The sequence below is a fragment of the Longibacter salinarum genome, from assembly GCF_002554795.1.
GTDB classification, from domain to species: Bacteria; Bacteroidota; Rhodothermia; order Rhodothermales; family Salinibacteraceae; genus Longibacter; species Longibacter salinarum.
This window is the reverse complement of sequence record NZ_PDEQ01000005.1, coordinates 109,858-125,890: the sequence shown is the minus strand read 5'-3', so window position 1 is coordinate 125,890 and position 16,033 is coordinate 109,858. Positions and strand designations below refer to the sequence as shown.

Below are 16,033 nucleotides of genomic sequence, written 5' to 3'. Positions count from 1 at the left end.
TAACTAATCCGTGAGCGACGCGAGTGGCGGGGTCATTCATTTGGTTACTGTGCGCAGATTGTTATATTAGATCGAATGACTCGACGCGGCCACCGGGGCGGCGCGGCCGCGCGGTCATATACCTATACGCCACTTCTGATTTTACATATACGCCCGCTTCTATGCCGAAGACGACGGATCGCAATTACCAGATGCTCATTGTTGAGGATGACCCCGACATCCTCATGGGTCTGGAGGAGTATTTCGAGCTCGAAGGCTACGATGTCGATACCGCCGAGGATGGCGTCGACGCCCTCGACAAAATGGAGGAGATGGACGAATGCGATGTCGTCCTCCTGGATGTGATGTTGCCGAAGAAAGACGGCTTCGAGGTCCTCCGTGAGTCGCAGGAAATGGGTTTCAGCGCGCCCGTTCTCATGATCACGGCCCGGGGCGAGCAAGAGTCAAAGCTGAAGGGATTCGGGCTCGGCGCAGACGACTACATCACGAAGCCGTTCAACGTCGAAGAACTCGCGGCTCGGGTCAAAGCGATTCTGCAGCGGACCATGCCGCCGTCGGAGGCCCCGATGGACGTCTACGAGATCGGCGATGTAGAGGTGAACTTCACGACCCACGAGGCCTACCGTGGCGACGAGAAGATTAACTTCACCGCTCTCGAGTTCGACATCCTTCGCTACCTGATCCAGCACGAGGGCCGCACCGTGACGCGGAAGCAGCTGCTCCGGGATGTTTGGGGGATCGACGAAAACATCATCACCCGGACGATCGACCGTCACATGGCGTCGGTCCGAAAGAAGATCGAGCCGGACCCGTCGGCGCCCACGTACATCGAAACCGTGTACGGCATCGGGTATCGTTTCGAGGATAAGTAGCATACTGAGACAGAGACGTCGCCATAGGCGTTGTGCCTGAGGTTAACGTCTACACCACGCGGAAATCCACCACGCGACGAAAAGCGAAACGGGCGAACGGCCAGTGATGGCTCCGTTCGCCCGCTCTGCGTTTGAGGGGTTGTGCTACCGATCCGGGACGTTTGTTGGCATCATGCTGTGGCGGCAGGACTGGCGCTGGAGCGCTCGGCACCGACCAGTTTATAGCCAATACCATACACGCTCTGAATCGCCCACGACTTTTCGTCGGTGCCATCCATAACGTCGCGGAGGGCGTTGACATGGCGGTCGATGGTACGCGTCTCCACCTCGGCGGGAAGGTCCCACACATCGCGAAGAATCTGTTCGCGCGTGGCGGTACGACCGCGGCGGCGGAGCAAATACTCAAGCAGCGACTGCTCCAGATCGGTCAAGCTGACGCTCGATCCGTCCCGTGTGACGGTATGCTCGTTGAGGTCAACATCGAGTCCACCAACGTGGAACACGCCGCCTTCCTCATGCGCCTGCGCCTCGCGACGCAGGAGAGCCTCGATCCGTGCCAGCAGTTCTTCCGTAGCGAACGGCTTGGTCAGGTAATCATCGGCTCCAAGGTGGAAGCCGCGCATCTTGTGCTCGTGATCGCCGAGTCCCGTAAGCATCAGAACAGGAGTCTGCACGCCTTCGGTGCGCGCCTGGCGAAGAACCTGAAACCCGCTCTTATCCGGCAGTTTGGCGTCGAGAACGATCAGGTCGTAGCCGGGGAGGCGCGTAGCCTCTTCACGACCGGACTCACCGTCTTCGGCAAGTTTGACGCGATACCCCTCGGACTCTAGAAAGAGCATAAGCGAGGTGCTGAGTTCGCTGTCGTCTTCGACAACGAGAATGTATGGAGCGTTCTTTTCTTGTTTCATGGTAGATCGGACTCACGTCTCAAAGACAGAAATGAGGCGGCAGCATGGACGAAGCCGCTGCATACCTGAGGGTGACAGGCGGGGATGCGCCAGTTGCGGGGTGTCCCCGGATCCCGAGTGAGGAAAACTTCCTGTGTGCGGGCAAACTGTCGTTAAGTGAAGTGCATGAACGGTTGTGTCGCGCGTTTCTGGGGTGTTTGCGGCCCCAGGGTTTGCTCGTCTTGAAGGCTTATTCGGCCGATAGACGGGTGCGCACGTCAGCGCCAATGTCACGTTATTACTGCGGCTCCGACAACATGCAGTATGCTACTCACGCCGCATGAATACTGTAAAGGTCTCGAAAACGAAGCACGTAAGCGGGGGAGGACTAGTGATTTCGATTCTCAATACTCGCCTACGTACAAATGAAGAAACCGGATTCGGGACGTTACCCCGTAGTCGTGCTGGAGGCGTGAAAATGATTTGACGGCGGGTTAAACGTAACCACTCGTTTTAATTCTTTTCCGTCAACTCGATGTCGGGGACATGCCCACTGCAGGAGCAGGGCTCCTCGACACGGAGTTTTTGGGACCACCAATAGAAAACCACCGCGCTCCACCCATGCAGAATTGCACAGGGAAGGCGGCGGTTCTGGAATGAGATGCCTTGGAAGGGCGACCGGTCTCCTATCCGTGGACGACGGCAAGCGGCTTGAGTCGGGCGACCTTGCCGGCAAGGCCCGCACCGGAGACCGTGTCGACCACGGCATCGATATTTTCTTTGAGCTGTACGCCGCCGGAGGTGGAGGTATCGCCCGACCGGACGCGGACGCCGCGGTTCTCGAGCTGGTCGTCCAGTATCGCCTCACCCTGATAGCTGGCTTCGTGGCGGCTCATCGTGCGGCCGGCACCATGACAGGCGCTACCGAAGCTCTTCGACATGGCATCGCGCGTTGCGAGCATGACCCACGACGTTTCTCCCATGCTGCCCGGAACGATGACCGGCTGGCCGAGCGCGCGGTACGGGAGCGAAATGCCGGGCGTGCCGGGACCGAAGGCGCGAGCAGCACCTTTCCTGTGGACGTAGCAGCGCATGTGCTTTCCTTCCACCTCGTGCATCTCGACCTGGCCGAGGTTGTGTGCTACGTCGTACACGGTGCGCAGACTGTCGCCGCCCCCCTCGATGACCTCGTCGAAGGCTTCGCGCACGCGATGAGCGAGCACCTGGCGATTGGCATATGCGTAATTGGCCGCGGCTCGCATTGCACCCATGTAGTCCTCCGCCTCCGACGCGTCCAGGGGGACGAACGCAAGGTTCGGGTTCGGCGGGTGGGCGTCGTACTTGTCTGCAACGTCCTGGAAGCGCTCGATGTAGTCGGCGCAGACCTGGCGGCCGTATCCACGAGAGCCGCAGTGGATCTGAGCCGTGAGACGGCCTTCCTTGAGGCCCATCGTGATGGCCGCGGCGCGGTTGAAGACTTCATCGACGTAGCTGATCTCGATGAAGTGCTCACCGCCTCCGAGTGTGCCGAGTTGCTGGGCGCCGAGCGCGCGGGCCGTTTCACTGACTTTCGACGGGTTGGCTTCGTTCAGGCGTCCTCCCTCTTCGGCCCGAACCAGGTCATCCTGCTTGGCCATATCCTTCCGCAGTGCCCACTGCGCGCCGGACTGCGCGACGTGGTCAATCTCACTCTTGCTCAGCTGAAGGGAGCCCTCGGCGTCCACTCCACACGGGATGAACTCGTGGAGCTTGTCGGCGAGCTCATCCATCAGGTCGTCCGCGTCTGCCCGCTTGATGCTCGACCCGAGGAGGCGGACACCGGTGTTGATGTCGTGACCGATGGCGCCGGGAGCAATCGCTCCAGCAGGATATTTCGACGCCGCCACAATGCCTACGGGCGCACCCTGACCGGAGTAGACATCCGGCATCACCACGAGGTGACCGACAAGGCCCGGAAGATGGGCCGTCTGAACCGCCTGTTCGATGGCTTCGCCGGTGATGATGTCGTCGACCAGCTCCTCGTTGGCGAGAATCCGGATCGGGACGCGCATACCCTCACGGAAAGACTGGGGGATTTCCCACGTGTAGTCGTCGATCCGCGTCAAGTCTTTCCGATCCATGGAGGTACGTTGTGGTGCGCGACACGGGGACCGATACGGCTGACTGTCCGGTGGACAGATCCCTTGGCATCACTACACTCGGCTTGCAATGTGAGAGGTTAAGACAGAAATTTAACCGCTGTGGGAAATTCAGTGTTCCTACGCATCCGTCCTTCATGATACGCATACGTACGGTCTGTGGCGTCTTCACATCCGTGGCCGGGATGTGCCTATAACGCCAATGGAGGACCGTGGACCCTGGGATTTTCCGCTCTTATCGCCGATGCTCTCACTTCCGGATCGTTTTTCCGACGCGACCTTCTCGTCGTATCGAGCGAAAACGTCGAGTCAGGAGGAAGCCGTTCGTGCCGTCCGTCGGTTTGTGGAAAATGCGCAAACCGTGCCTACGCTCGGGCAGCGAATGCGGCGATTGTTCTCCCAGTCAAGCCGTCAGTCAAAGGGGCTCTACCTCGTCGGCCCCGTTGGAACGGGCAAGACGCACCTGCTGGCGTCGGCGTACCACGCCCTTACCCCGGACGTGCCCTGCGGATTTCTGCACTCGAACGCGCTCTTTCGCCTCACGGAGCACCCGGCGCGGTTCGCGGAACGTGTAGCCGATCGCTGTGAGGTACTGTGCCTCGACGAAATCGAGATCGACGATGCTGCCAACGAGGCACGACTGGTGTTGGTACTGCAGACGCTGGAGCAGCGCGGCGTTCGTCTACTGGCGACGAGCAATGTCGAACCCGAACAGTTTCTGTCAAACAAGGTGGGGCCGGGCCGATTCCGCCGGTTTCTCCGGGAAACGTTCCGCGAGCAGTACGATGTGCTGTTCGTCGGCGGAGAAGACTACCGACGGTCACAGAAAAAGAAGCGACCGGGGAGCGGGTGGATCGGGCCAGAGCAGACTGCGGACGAAGCCATTCGCGCGGCATACGAGTCCGACGAAAAACAGGCGCTATGGCTGCCCTTTTCAGAGCTGCGGCGGAAGACGACCGAGACGCCGCATCCTGTGCTCATGCGGGCGCTGATGGAGGCGCAGTCTCTCTATGTGCCTGGAATTCAGATTCACGACACGGACGACGCACTCCGGCTTCTACGGGTGATTGATGATCTGTACCTCGCCCCGGATGCTCCTGACGTTCACTTCAGCGCCGCCCATCCGCCGGAGGAGTGGTTCGACCGCGACGCGCACGCGGGCATCGCGCAGGCCATTGCCGAGAAGTTCGAGCGTACCGTCTCACGGATCTACGACATGTGCGACGTCAATCAGCTCGACGCAACCTAGCCGAGAGCACGAATGAAGTTGGACGGCTGCGTTGACCCGATAGACAGAAGCAACGAGTTTCGATCTCGTACTAAGGTGGCTTCTTCGACCGTTTCCGTCCGCCATTGCCTACTGCCTCATGTCAGGGGTAGACTCTTCGTCCAGCATTTCGATCTCGTGGACCTCGACCGGCGTGCCCCACTGCTCTTCGACCATAGAACCTTCTTTCGGCGTGACCGCAAATCGGACACGAAGTCCCTCTTTGTGAAACTTCTCGTGCAGCCCGCCAGGGTTGTATTGTGCACCGCTATCGGCGTGAATTGCAAAGAATCCGCCTTTCTGGTCGACGAATGAAATCGTACCTTTGCCTTTCAACATGGTCTCCGGGATTTGAGTGGAAGCGGAAGACAAAGAACGGCCCCGTCCCAAGCAGGAGATCGGACGAGGAGCGTCCGCCAGCCCCAACTGTGGAGACCGATCCGGCAGTGTCGTACTGTCTTGCAGTCTAAAGCACAAACGGACGGATTACCGTGCGGAGATCTCGGAAGCGTCTATCCGAGAATTCTGACGTCTCTGCCCGCACACGGTCAAGCTGGATTATGCGTAGCGAACAGTAGAAATGCGCAGCAACGCTACTCGTCTTCGATGCGCTCGATCTCTTCCACTTCGACGGGCGTCCCCCACATACGTGTCGTCATGACATCTTCCTTCGGGCGGACGGTAAATCGGACGCGCAATCCTTCCTGCTGGAAATCCTCTTCGAGGCTGCCGGTTGGGTCGTATTTCACGCCGTCGTCGGATGTAATGGCGTAAAAGCCGCCTTCGAGATCCACGAATGAGATGGTGCCTGTGCCGGTCACGGTGTTGTCAGAGTGTTGTGACGTATCCTGCGAAGCGGACGGTGGGTTCGCCGGCGTGGAGTCACTGGTCAAGCAGCCAGCCGTGCCGAACGCGAGGACCAGTCCAAGAAGTAGAGTCAGAGCACATCGCATGGGCGAAAGGCAGGGACGTAAAGGAAAGCGAGAAGGGAAACGTTAGCTCAGGATGCCGACATCGGATTCCAGGACATCGACCTGCGGGACGCGCTCCGTCGCATCGGGGTCCGAGCCGACCTCGTGGATCCACCCCCCGCCAAGAACATCATCGCCCTCGTACAACACGACCGACTGCCCGGCGGTAATAGCGCGCCGCGGTTCAGCGAACGCCACTTTGAGGGTATCATCATCCGGTTGCCACACCAGGCATCCGGCACCATCATCATTATATCGGATGGAGCCCCAGGCTGGCTGCTCTTCGTCAATCGATGGCTTCTTGACCAGGTTGATCTCACGCGCCGTCAGCGTTTGCTGCATCAGGTCTTCCTTCGGCCCGACGGTGATCGTATTCGTGTCGGGGTTGATGTGCGTCACGTACACGCGGTGGCCGAGTGCGAGGTCAAGCCCACGGCGTTGCCCGATGGTGTAAAACGGATACCCCTCGTGTTGGCCAACGACCGTTCCATCCTTCAGGACGAAGTCACCTCCGCTTACCTCTTCCTCCAGGCCGTCCACCCGATCTTTCAGAAACCGACCGTAGTCGTTATCGGGGATAAAGCAGATTTCGTACGAGTCGGGCTTCTGGGCCACGCGGTCGAGACCGAAATCGGATGCCATCTGGCGAATCTCGGGCTTCGTGTATTCGCCCAGTGGGAAGATCGAGCGGGACAGGTGCTCCTGCGGAAGGCCCCAGAGCGCGTAACTCTGGTCTTTATTTCTGTCTTTCCCTCGCTGGAGGAGGTAGCGCCCCGACTCTTCATCGTGACGAACGCGAGCATAGTGCCCTGTCGCGATGTACTCGCAGTCGAGATCGTCGGCGCGTCGGAGAAGGGCGGCCCACTTGATATGCGTGTTGCACAGAACGCATGGGTTCGGTGTCCGGCCGGCGAGATAGTCGTTCGTGAACCGGTTGATGACCCAGTCGCCGAACTCTTCCCGGATGTCGACGATGAAATGCGTGAAGTCGTGCTTCAGCGCAATTGCGCGAGCATCATTCATCGACTCCAGCGTGCAGCAGCCGACTTCCTTGTCACTTCGCCCCCCACTGGTCGAGTAGTCCCATGTCTTCATGGTAATCCCGACCACATCGTAGCCCTGCTCGGCCAGGAGAACCGCCGTCACCGACGAGTCCACGCCGCCACTCATCGCGACCAGTACGCGTCCCTTGCTGCTCATGAATCTTCCAGATCGTTCTATAAAATGCGGTTTTCCCGCGTGCAGAGAATGAAAACGGCGTCGTATGACTAGACGTTCCGGGTTTGAGACGCTGGAGGGCACCGCGAGGGGCTGTCAGATTCAACGTCCGGGGGGACGTCACTGCCCGGTGAAGGCGCTTACTGTCTTTTCTGTACCCGTATTGTCCTTCTCTTCCCAGATAACTCACAGGGGACGGGGTGTCTTTCCTCAATATTCGCTTGTACTGTGCCGGGGCGAAGTAGATGTTGTAAGCTGTCAGTTCTCAGGTGCCGATCCCCCGCTTCTTTATGTCCAGTTCGTCTTCAACGCGTACGTCTCGTACGACTGTGAAAACGCCGCTCGCCCCGGCCGCGATCGGTCCGTACAGCCAGGGAATTCTGGTGGATAACACACTGTATGTGTCCGGTCAGATCGCCATCGATCCGGAAACCGGTAGCATGATTTCGGGCTCCGTAGAGGAGGAGACCGAGCGTGTTCTCGAGAACCTGGGTGCCGTCCTCCATGCAGCCAGTATGGACTTCGAGAACGTCGTCCGGTGTGAGGTTTTCCTGACCGACGTGAACGACTACGCGCAGGTCAACGAAGTCTACGCTCGGTACTTCAACGAGACCCCGCCGGCTCGTCAGGCCGTGCAGGTCGCCGCCCTTCCGCGCAACGCACGCGTGGAAGTCAGCTGTATCGCTGTACGGTAAATAGTTCAAAGTACAGAGTTCAAAGTTCAGAGTTGGTTTGCGCTGCCGGTCGCGCAGTGTAGTTGACCTGTACGGTCAGGGTTTTTCCGTAGCTCGGTGATTGTGACTCCTTTGGAGGGAGTAAATCCGATCCGCGATCTACCATTCACGAGGAACCAATCCTCTCGGAACGCAGACTGTGTATCCTGTGTGTACCTGATCGTCCGGATATCGCCGCTGTCGGTATGTCGGACATGAATCCGGGATTCGATCAGGCTGCCGCCGAGGGATCATGAGCGACGACTTTCTCCAGGAATCGGTCCGCTATCTGAAAGGCGTGGGGGAGCGTCGGGCGGAGGTTTGGGACGATCAGTTTGGGGTTCGGACGGTCCGCGACCTCCTTCATTTCTATCCGCGTCGCTACCTCGATCGCTCGACCATTACGCCCGTCGGGCAACTCCGTGAAAGCAGCGACCCTGTCACGGTCGTGGGGACGGTCCGCGCCAAGGATATCGTTCCGGGCAAGCGGTCCAAGCGCTTCGAACTCATCCTTGAAGGGGAGCGAGGCGCAAAGATGAAATGCACCTGGTTTCAGGGCATCTGGTTTATTCCGAAGGTCTTCGAGGTGGGTGAACGCGTCGCGTTCCACGGCAAAGTGCAGAAGTACGGCCGGTGGTTTTCGATGACGCACCCGGACTACGACAAATTGGAGGGTGAGAGCGCTCTGCTCGACACCGGCCGGATCGTGGCGCTGTACCCGGGCAGCGAGGCGATGGACAAGGTCGGTCTCAACAGCCGCAGCATCCGCCGCGTGGTGTACAACCTGTTCAAGGAGCACGGTCTGAAGCTCGAGGAACCGCTACCGGACTGGATGACGGACCGGTTTGAACTCATGGAGGGGCGAGTCGCGCTCCGGGCCATTCACTTCCCGAAGTCGCAGTCAGAGCTATCCCGCGCCCGCACTCGCCTGAAGTTTGAGGAGCTCTTCTACATCCAGCTACTTCTGGCGGACATGCGCCAGTCCCGTAGCGAGATCGCGGGGCCGATGTTCGACGAGCCGGGCGACTACACGCGCCAGTTCGTCCGCGAGGTTTTGCCCTTCGAGTTGACCGGAGCGCAGAAGCGGGCGCTCAAAGACGTGATTGCCGACACGCAGACCGGCACACAGATGAACCGGCTGGTCCAGGGCGACGTGGGAAGCGGAAAGACCGTCGTTGCCGTCGCGGCCATGATGCATGCGCTCGACAGCGGCTATCAGAGCGCGTTTATGGCACCGACGGAGATCCTCGCGGAGCAGCACTACACCAACCTGCGCAAGTATCTGAACCCGCTTGGTATCGAGCCGCGCCTTCTGATCGGGAGCCAGTCCAAGAGCGAGCGAGAAGAGGCGCTTCGGGCCGTTCGCTCCGCAGATGCGCCCGTGGCCGTGGGTACGCACGCGCTCATCCAGGAGGAGGTGCAGTTCGACCGGCTCGGTCTTGCCATCGTTGACGAGCAGCACCGGTTCGGTGTGGCGCAGCGGGCGACCATCTTCGACAAGGGCGACCGTCCGCACATGCTGCTGATGACGGCAACGCCCATCCCGCGCTCCCTTGCGATGACGCTCTACGGCGATCTCGATGTGTCGATCATGGACGAGATGCCGGCCGGGCGCAAGCCGGTGAAAACGGTGCTTCGCGCCGAGAAGCGGCGCGGCGAGGTCTACGCCTTCGTCCAGGACCAGCTGGAGAAGGGGCAGCAGGCGTACGTCGTCTATCCGCTCGTAGAGGAGAGTGAAAAGGTCGACCTGAAGGACGCCGTCAGCGGCTACGAGAAGCTGCAGAAGCAGTTTTCAAATCACACTGTCGGGCTCGTCCACGGTCAGATGAAGTCCGACGAGAAGGACGCCACGATGCGCCGGTTCAAGAACGGAGAGATCGACCTGCTCGTGTCTACGACGGTGATCGAGGTGGGCGTGGATGTCGCCAACGCGACGCTCATGATCATTGAGCACGCCGAGCGATTTGGTCTCAGCCAGCTGCACCAGCTCCGCGGACGCGTCGGGCGAAGCGACATTCAGAGCTATTGCATCCTCATGGCCGGCTACAAGCGGTCGGCCGAGGCGAAGGAGCGTCTGCAGGCGATGGTCGATACGAACGACGGCTTCGAGATCAGCGAGCGCGACCTGCAGATCCGCGGCGCCGGCGACTTCTTCGGCACGCGCCAGAGCGGTCTGCCGGACCTGAAGATCGCCGACATCACGGAAGACGAGGATCTGATCGAGGAGGCGCGGGAGGGCGCGCAGGAACTCGTCGAACGCGACCCCGAGCTCGATGCACCGGAGCACAGCCGCATCCGAGACCGATACGACGCGGAGTACCGCCCACGCCAGGATTCTTTCGCCCGGGTGGGGTGATCCGAGGGCGAAAAGCGGAGTGCGAAGGGCGAAGGAGACGACATAGAGGTGTGATATGGCACGGCGTCGCTCGTTATGACTTCATTGCCCGCTCGGCCGCTTCCGATATCATGCGAGTCAGGTGCCGGACCCAGTCCTCCCAGGCGCCTTCGGTGCGGACCGCCCGGAGCGCTTCGTCATGTTCTTCACGGTGGTCCTCAATCGTCCGACTGAGTGGAAGAGCTGCCGTGGAGAGAAGGTCGCTGGCGAGTAAAACCATAATTACGACCAGGCGGGACATTCGACCGTTCGCAGTCAGAAACGGCTGTGTCATGTGCAGCTGCGCCGATCCCAGCGCCGCCTTCACAAGAGGTGTCGTTTCCACAGGCTGATCGTTCAGGAAACGCTCGAGCGGTCCCATCACGTCCATGATGTCGTCCGGCGCTGGAGGCACAAATTCGGCCTCGACCGGCGACGCTCCGCCAACCCACGTTTGTTGCCGACGGAACGAGCCCGGGAGCTTGCCCCGACCTCGCTCGCTCGGAAGCAGTCGAGCATGAACGTCGCGAAGCATCCGGAGGGTGACCGGGTACCCGTCTCGGATCTGCTCTTCGATATACTGGAGCGCGTCTACATATCCGGCCGCCTCTCGCATATCGTCGCTCACGTCGTCCTCGCCGATCGTTGCCGCAAGCTCCTCGGTGGACACCTCTAGCCCGTCCAACCGGCACGAGGCCGCGGCTTCCTCCAGGCGAAGGGGAGAATGCACCTCCGGAGTGGTTTCGAGGCTGATTGCCAAATGGTCAAGAGATTCCTTTGCTTCCTCCATCGCCTGCACGTCGTTGGCCGAAAACGATAACGGCGGGTCGGGAGGAAGTGGCGCAGGGATGAAAACCTCGTACCACTGGCAGGGCATGGTCACGCGGCGGGCGCGGCCGGAGCGTTGGTCGGACATGGCGATTGGGGTCGACTGGATAAACCTGTAGGTGGCAATGAGGCGGCAGGACGTCTGGATGTCTCCGTCGGTCACTTCATGCGCTCAAGCAACGAGCGGATCAGCCTCACAATTCGTTTGATGTCGTTGTCCGGATCTGGTTCGCTCAGGATACGCGCCGACGTGTGCAGAAAAAGATGATCAGAACGGAGGTGTGCCCGACTCTTGGACGTTTCCAAAACGTCGATGAGCTGCTGTCGCAGATCGCGCGGGATCTGTTCGAATCGCCGGATGGCGTCCGTCTCCTCTTCCGGTAGAAAGGTCTGGTAGACGTTGGTGTCGAGATAGCGCCGAGCTTGGCCGACGGCGTCGGTTTTTCTCAACCCGCTCTGCCAGGCTTCCTGATTCTGTTCGCGGTCGTGGCTGACCTGGAGGAGCAGGTTGTGTGGAAGGTGCCTCAGCGGCGTGGGGGGCGTGACCATGACAGACATGGTGCCGAGGGTCTGCTGACCGGTGACCGTGACATCTGCTCCGTCGAGTTGGCCGCGCAGCGTTGGGTCCGTTCCGTCGGTGCCGCGCCGTGGGTTTTCCAGGTGCTGTGACCAATGTTCGAAGAATGATGCTACCCTCTCGGCTTTATCGTCATCCGAGAGGTTGAGCCAGTCGATCGACTGACGCTTGAGCTTCTCTTGCTCGGGCAGCGCTTCTTCGGGGGAAGAGAACCGCACGCTGTTGGCGTTCTTCGCATCGACGAAAAACGTCGCTTGATCCAGTGCTTCGAGCTGTTCGGCTTCGGCCTGGCTCATGTACACGATCGGGCGAGACGTAGAGCCAGCGTGTGGCCCATTGAGCCACTCGAGTTCCAGATCGACCCCCATACTTGCCTCGTTGACCGGAGAGGTCGCCTCTTCCACCTGCAGTATGCGCGCATCTGCTTCGACACCCTCACTCGGGCCAGACAGGCGTCTCCCCGCGTACAGGACGGCCACGGTCGTGCCCAGCACAATGAGAAGACCGATGCTGGCAATAACCAGGAATGGAATAAAATAGGCGTCGGGCATGGCTGAGCCACTGTCGGCGCTGCAGGGGATGGAGTTGAAAACGAAGGAAGCCCCATGCCCAAACGCAAGGCGCGGGCCCGAGAATGATGTGTCGTTCTCGTGACCCGCGCCGGCGGAAACTCAAATGTAAAGGCTCCGTCGCTGGAGCACAAAGGCTGCTATGGCAGCGAGATCGTCACGTCGATGCGACGGTTCTGTGCTCGACCTTTCTCAGTCTCATTCGTCGCGAGCGGACGTGATTCTCCATATCCGACCGCCTTAATCTGCGTCGGTTTCAGCACGCTCATGTTGGCCAAGAGGTATTCCTGCACGGCCATGGCGCGCTGCTCGCTCAGTTGCTGGTTGGACGCGTCGTTACCACGCGCATCCGTGTGCCCGGCCACGGTGACGGGGGCGTCGGGGAATTCGCGGAGTACCTGCTGCAGCTTCGTCAGCAGGCCAAAGTTTGCCGGTCGAATCTCGGAGGAGCCGACGGGGAACGAAAGCCCGTTCATTCGGACGATGAGTTCATCTCCACGGAGGAGGACTTCCGCTTCCTGGTCTCCGAAGATGCCTCGGGCCCGCTCAAGGGTGCGCTCGCGTTCTCGACGCTGTCGCAGTTCAGCGCTGACTTCCTGCTCGCGCTCTTCCAGTTCAGCGAGACGCGCGTCCATCGAATCCACCTTCGCGCGCAGACGGCGAATCTCGCGCTGACGGTCGGCGAGGCTGCTCTGAAGGTTTTCGCGGTCCGCGTAGACGCTCTGAATCGCTGCGTCCATCTGCTCGGCGACGGGGGCAAACCCTTCGGAGAACGTCACATCGAGGTTCAGCGCCTCGAGCACCGGCTCCATTGCACTCTCCATTTCGAGTCGCTCCTGTTCAAAGCGAACTTCGACATCCTCATCGACGCGCTGCGCCTGCCGGCTGATGTCGCGGGCGTGAACGTACTGGTCCGTGGCTTGCTCGGCGACCGTTCGGGCGCTAGACCGGTCGTACCGATCCCCCTTGAGACGCTGCTCGGCTTCTCGCAGCTTCGACTGGGCGTCGTTGTAGGTCTTGGTCGCCCATTCGGAGGCTTCGACCGCCTGGGCCTGCGATCGGGCCTGACGAGCTCGACCGAGGACATCGGCGCGAATAGCGGTAAGCTCCGCCCGTCGATACATCTGCGTCGACTCGCGAGCTTTGTCGCGCGCGTCGTTTTGGTCTCCTTTCTCGATCTCGCGCCCGGCTTCTTGCATCACTTCCTGTGCTTCCATCCATTGCTCCTTTGCGAACTCCGGAGCGCGAGCCGCGAGGGCGTCCGAGCGGGCAGCAATGGCGTCCTCAAGAATGACATTACCGATGTCTTCGAGCTGTTCGGCCTCATTCAGGTTTCGCTGACCCTTCTGCACCGCCTCGCGAATATCGGCGATCTTGTCGCCATCACGGAGCATTTCCCGCGCCTCATTGAGATATTCGCGCGCTTCGAGAAAGGCTTTTGGAGCGATGAGATTCAGATTGTTGGAGCGCGCCGTCTCCATTCGTGTGTTCAGCGACGCGACTTCCTCATCGATATTCTGGCCAGATACGGCAGTAGCCGGCACAAGCAATAAAAGGAGAAAGAATGCGGTTCGGCGTAACAGTACAGGCATAGTCGGGAGAGTCGGGAAGGATGAGGGGCGAGTGGATGACACGTTTCAGAGGCGCTGTGCTTCAGCGCTCGCGAAAGACGCGGTATCCATTCAAAAGATTAAACCAGAGGGAAATGAACTACAACCAATATGGTATATCCGTGCGCATGAACGTGCTGTGCACATGGATCTCAAGATCTGGCGTTGATATGCCTCAAATAGACTAGCGTTCTAACGTGCACCAACCGGACACCGATTGTGTGAATCGACGCGTGAGAAAATGTGGCGTCGAACGCTCCGTCTTCTTCGATCGAGCAGGACGTGGTCAGAAACCGTCCGTTTCCAAGGAACCGGCTCTCATTTCCCCGCTCTTTTTATACCTGCCACTCGTTTTCTTCCTTGGTCGTCGACATGTCGACGGGAACCGGGTAGTTCGCCGTGAAGCAGGCGTTGCAGTAGCCGTGGTCCTGCTTGTTTGCGCCATGAACAGCTTTCATGAGCCCGTCTACGGAGAGATATGCAAGCGAGTCGACGCCCAGCCACTCTCCGATTTCATCCGCGTCCTCGAACTGGTTTGCCAGCAGTTCGCTCTTGTTTGGAAAGTCCATCCCATAGAAACAGGGACTGATGACGCGTGGGGAAGACACGCGGAAGTGAACGCTCTTCGCTCCGGACTCACGCAGCATGTTCACCAGGTACCGTGCCGTCGTACCACGAACAATCGAGTCGTCCATGACGATGACCGTGCGGTCGCGCAGAAGGCCTTCGACCGTGTTGAACTTACAGCGCACCTTCATCTCGCGCCGATCCTGCCCGGGCGCGATGAACGTACGTCCGACATAGTGATTCCGGATAAGTCCGAGCTCGAAGCGACACCGAAGTCCCATCTTCTGGCACTCCATGGCGTAGCCGAGCGTAGACGTGTTGGCCGAGTCGGGGACCGGGATCACGATGGGCGTCTTCTCGTCCTCCGAGACCTCGGGCACCGGCGCTTCGCGGGCGAGCTCTTCGCCGATGCGCCGACGCACCTTGTCGACCATCTCCCCGAAAATCTTGGAGTCCGGGCGCGAGAAGTAGACGTATTCGAAGACGCACTGGCTGACGCCGTGCTTCGACGGGATCTGGTAACTGTCAAAGTCGCCTCCGTTGGCGCATCCTTCGCGGTCGATCACGAGGATTTCTCCAGGCTCAATGTCGCGAATGTACTCCGCGCCGATCATGTCGAACGCGCACGTTTCGCTCGCGACGAAGTATGCGGCGCCTCCCTCTTGGTCGGGATCCCCGAGTCGGCCGAGGGCGAGGGGGCGGAATCCATTGGCGTCGCGGACGGCGATCAGGTGATCGTCGGTTAGTAGAACCAGGGAATAGGCGCCCTCGATCTGCGACAGCGCATCGCGGATTTGCTCGAAGTGCGTCTCCTCATCGCTCTGGCTCGTGAGGTGGAGGATGAGCTCGGAGTCGCTCGTCGTCTGGAACAGGGTCCCTTTGTCCCGGAATCGATCCCGCAGCTTCCGGGCGTTGCTCAGGTTGCCGTTGTGGGCGAGGCCGAGGTTGCCGTTCCGGTGGTGTACAACGAACGGCTGGATGTTCGACCGATTCGTGGAGGCTCCACTGGTCGAATACCGGTTGTGGCCGATCGCTGCGTTTCCGAGCAACTGGGTTTCGAAGATCGCCGGGTCGTCGAACACGTCAAGGACAAGACCGAAGTCCTTGTACGACGGCATCACCGGCTGCTGCATCTGCTCGTCGAAGGTGCTCGACACGATGCCCGACGACTCCTGGCCACGGTGCTGAAGTGCGTGCAAGCCGTAGTAGGTGTGGCGGGCGGCGGCGGGGTCGTTGAATGCGCCGAAAATGCCGCACTCTTCTTTGACCTTATAATCGCTCATGAGGCGGGAGGAGTAGCTCCAGACGGGGGCGAGAGACCACGACGAAGAGGGGCCGGGACGAGTCCCAGGCGTTCAGCATCGCAATCGGTCGGGGACACAGACCAAAGTAGGAACCAAAGCTGAAACGGGAATGATCCACCGTCTCCGGTTCATTAACGC

13 protein-coding genes are annotated in these 16,033 nt (G+C 60.0%); 4 read left to right on the top strand and 9 right to left on the bottom strand.

Annotation, left to right across the window (positions count from 1 at the left end):
- The first annotated feature begins 161 nt into the window (after nt 1–161).
- Nucleotides 162–872, top strand: coding sequence for a response regulator transcription factor (locus CRI94_RS10655; protein ID WP_098075697.1), 711 nt, complete (start codon nt 162–164; stop codon nt 870–872).
- Nucleotides 873–1,042: 170 nt separating this feature from the next.
- On the opposite strand, the gene CRI94_RS10650 is transcribed toward CRI94_RS10655, so the two are convergent.
- Both CRI94_RS10650 and CRI94_RS10645 read right to left on the bottom strand, forming a co-directional pair.
- Nucleotides 1,043–1,780: a response regulator transcription factor gene (locus tag CRI94_RS10650; RefSeq protein WP_098075696.1), complete on the bottom strand. Its 738-nt coding sequence runs from the start codon at nt 1,778–1,780 to the stop codon at nt 1,043–1,045.
- Nucleotides 1,781–2,445: 665 nt separating this feature from the next.
- Nucleotides 2,446–3,879 (bottom strand): RtcB family protein, encoded by a 1,434-nt coding sequence (locus tag CRI94_RS10645; RefSeq protein WP_098075695.1) that lies wholly within the window; start codon nt 3,877–3,879, stop codon nt 2,446–2,448.
- A 262-nt stretch (nt 3,880–4,141) separates the two neighbouring features.
- On the opposite strand from CRI94_RS10645, the gene zapE reads away from it, so the two are divergent.
- Complete coding sequence (gene zapE, locus CRI94_RS10640) at nt 4,142–5,146, top strand: AFG1/ZapE family ATPase (protein WP_098075956.1); 1,005 nt, start codon at nt 4,142–4,144, stop codon at nt 5,144–5,146.
- A gap of 108 nt (nt 5,147–5,254) precedes the next feature.
- Here the strand turns inward: zapE and CRI94_RS10635 are convergent, their stop codons facing one another.
- The 3 genes from CRI94_RS10635 to mnmA all read right to left on the bottom strand — a co-directional run bounded on the left by CRI94_RS10635 (nt 5,255) and on the right by mnmA (nt 7,335).
- On the bottom strand, nt 5,255–5,503 hold the full coding sequence (locus tag CRI94_RS10635; RefSeq protein ID WP_098075694.1) for a hypothetical protein: 249 nt from the start codon (nt 5,501–5,503) through the stop codon (nt 5,255–5,257).
- Nucleotides 5,504–5,757: 254 nt separating this feature from the next.
- Nucleotides 5,758–6,117, bottom strand: a complete 360-nt coding sequence (locus tag CRI94_RS10630) for a hypothetical protein (protein ID WP_098075693.1) — start codon at nt 6,115–6,117, stop codon at nt 5,758–5,760.
- 42 nt (nt 6,118–6,159) lie between these two features.
- Nucleotides 6,160–7,335 carry a tRNA 2-thiouridine(34) synthase MnmA gene (gene mnmA, locus CRI94_RS10625; protein ID WP_098075692.1) on the bottom strand — a complete coding sequence of 392 codons (1,176 nt, stop codon included), beginning with the start codon at nt 7,333–7,335 and terminating at the stop codon, nt 6,160–6,162.
- Nucleotides 7,336–7,643: 308 nt separating this feature from the next.
- On the opposite strand from mnmA, the gene CRI94_RS10620 reads away from it, so the two are divergent.
- Both CRI94_RS10620 and recG read left to right on the top strand, forming a co-directional pair.
- Nucleotides 7,644–8,048, top strand: a complete 405-nt coding sequence (locus CRI94_RS10620; RefSeq protein ID WP_098075691.1) for a RidA family protein — start codon at nt 7,644–7,646, stop codon at nt 8,046–8,048.
- A gap of 271 nt (nt 8,049–8,319) precedes the next feature.
- On the top strand, nt 8,320–10,422 hold the full coding sequence (recG, locus tag CRI94_RS10615) for an ATP-dependent DNA helicase RecG (protein WP_098075690.1): 2,103 nt from the start codon (nt 8,320–8,322) through the stop codon (nt 10,420–10,422).
- Nucleotides 10,423–10,495: 73 nt separating this feature from the next.
- On the opposite strand, the gene CRI94_RS10610 is transcribed toward recG, so the two are convergent.
- The 4 genes from CRI94_RS10610 to purF form a co-directional block, all read right to left on the bottom strand.
- Nucleotides 10,496–11,356, bottom strand: a complete 861-nt coding sequence (locus tag CRI94_RS10610; RefSeq protein ID WP_143815366.1) for a Fic family protein — start codon at nt 11,354–11,356, stop codon at nt 10,496–10,498.
- Nucleotides 11,357–11,427: 71 nt separating this feature from the next.
- Nucleotides 11,428–12,396, bottom strand: a complete 969-nt coding sequence (locus CRI94_RS10605; RefSeq protein WP_098075688.1) for a hypothetical protein — start codon at nt 12,394–12,396, stop codon at nt 11,428–11,430.
- Nucleotides 12,397–12,554: 158 nt separating this feature from the next.
- Nucleotides 12,555–14,006, bottom strand: a complete 1,452-nt coding sequence (locus tag CRI94_RS10600) for an OmpA family protein (RefSeq protein WP_098075687.1) — start codon at nt 14,004–14,006, stop codon at nt 12,555–12,557.
- 353 nt (nt 14,007–14,359) lie between these two features.
- A complete protein-coding gene (gene purF / locus CRI94_RS10595) occupies nt 14,360–15,874 on the bottom strand; it encodes an amidophosphoribosyltransferase (protein ID WP_098075686.1) in 1,515 nt (504 codons plus the stop codon).
- Nucleotides 15,875–16,033: the final 159 nt, after the last annotated feature.

Excerpts from the sequence above, each read along its gene's own strand:
- purF (WP_098075686.1), bottom strand. The coding sequence starts at position 15,874 with ATGAGCGATTATAAGGTCAAAGAAGAGTGCGGCATTTTCGGCGCATTC.
- CRI94_RS10655 (WP_098075697.1), top strand. The coding sequence starts at position 162 with ATGCCGAAGACGACGGATCGCAATTACCAGATGCTCATTGTTGAGGAT.
- CRI94_RS10600 (WP_098075687.1), bottom strand. The coding sequence starts at position 14,006 with ATGCCTGTACTGTTACGCCGAACCGCATTCTTTCTCCTTTTATTGCTT.
- CRI94_RS10645 (WP_098075695.1), bottom strand. The coding sequence starts at position 3,879 with ATGGATCGGAAAGACTTGACGCGGATCGACGACTACACGTGGGAAATC.
- CRI94_RS10635 (WP_098075694.1), bottom strand. The coding sequence starts at position 5,503 with ATGTTGAAAGGCAAAGGTACGATTTCATTCGTCGACCAGAAAGGCGGA.
- CRI94_RS10610 (WP_143815366.1), bottom strand. The coding sequence starts at position 11,356 with ATGTCCGACCAACGCTCCGGCCGCGCCCGCCGCGTGACCATGCCCTGC.
- zapE (WP_098075956.1), top strand. The coding sequence starts at position 4,142 with ATGCTCTCACTTCCGGATCGTTTTTCCGACGCGACCTTCTCGTCGTAT.
- recG (WP_098075690.1), top strand. The coding sequence starts at position 8,320 with ATGAGCGACGACTTTCTCCAGGAATCGGTCCGCTATCTGAAAGGCGTG.
- mnmA (WP_098075692.1), bottom strand. The coding sequence starts at position 7,335 with ATGAGCAGCAAGGGACGCGTACTGGTCGCGATGAGTGGCGGCGTGGAC.
- CRI94_RS10605 (WP_098075688.1), bottom strand. The coding sequence starts at position 12,396 with ATGCCCGACGCCTATTTTATTCCATTCCTGGTTATTGCCAGCATCGGT.
- CRI94_RS10650 (WP_098075696.1), bottom strand. The coding sequence starts at position 1,780 with ATGAAACAAGAAAAGAACGCTCCATACATTCTCGTTGTCGAAGACGAC.
- CRI94_RS10620 (WP_098075691.1), top strand. The coding sequence starts at position 7,644 with ATGTCCAGTTCGTCTTCAACGCGTACGTCTCGTACGACTGTGAAAACG.
- CRI94_RS10630 (WP_098075693.1), bottom strand. The coding sequence starts at position 6,117 with ATGCGATGTGCTCTGACTCTACTTCTTGGACTGGTCCTCGCGTTCGGC.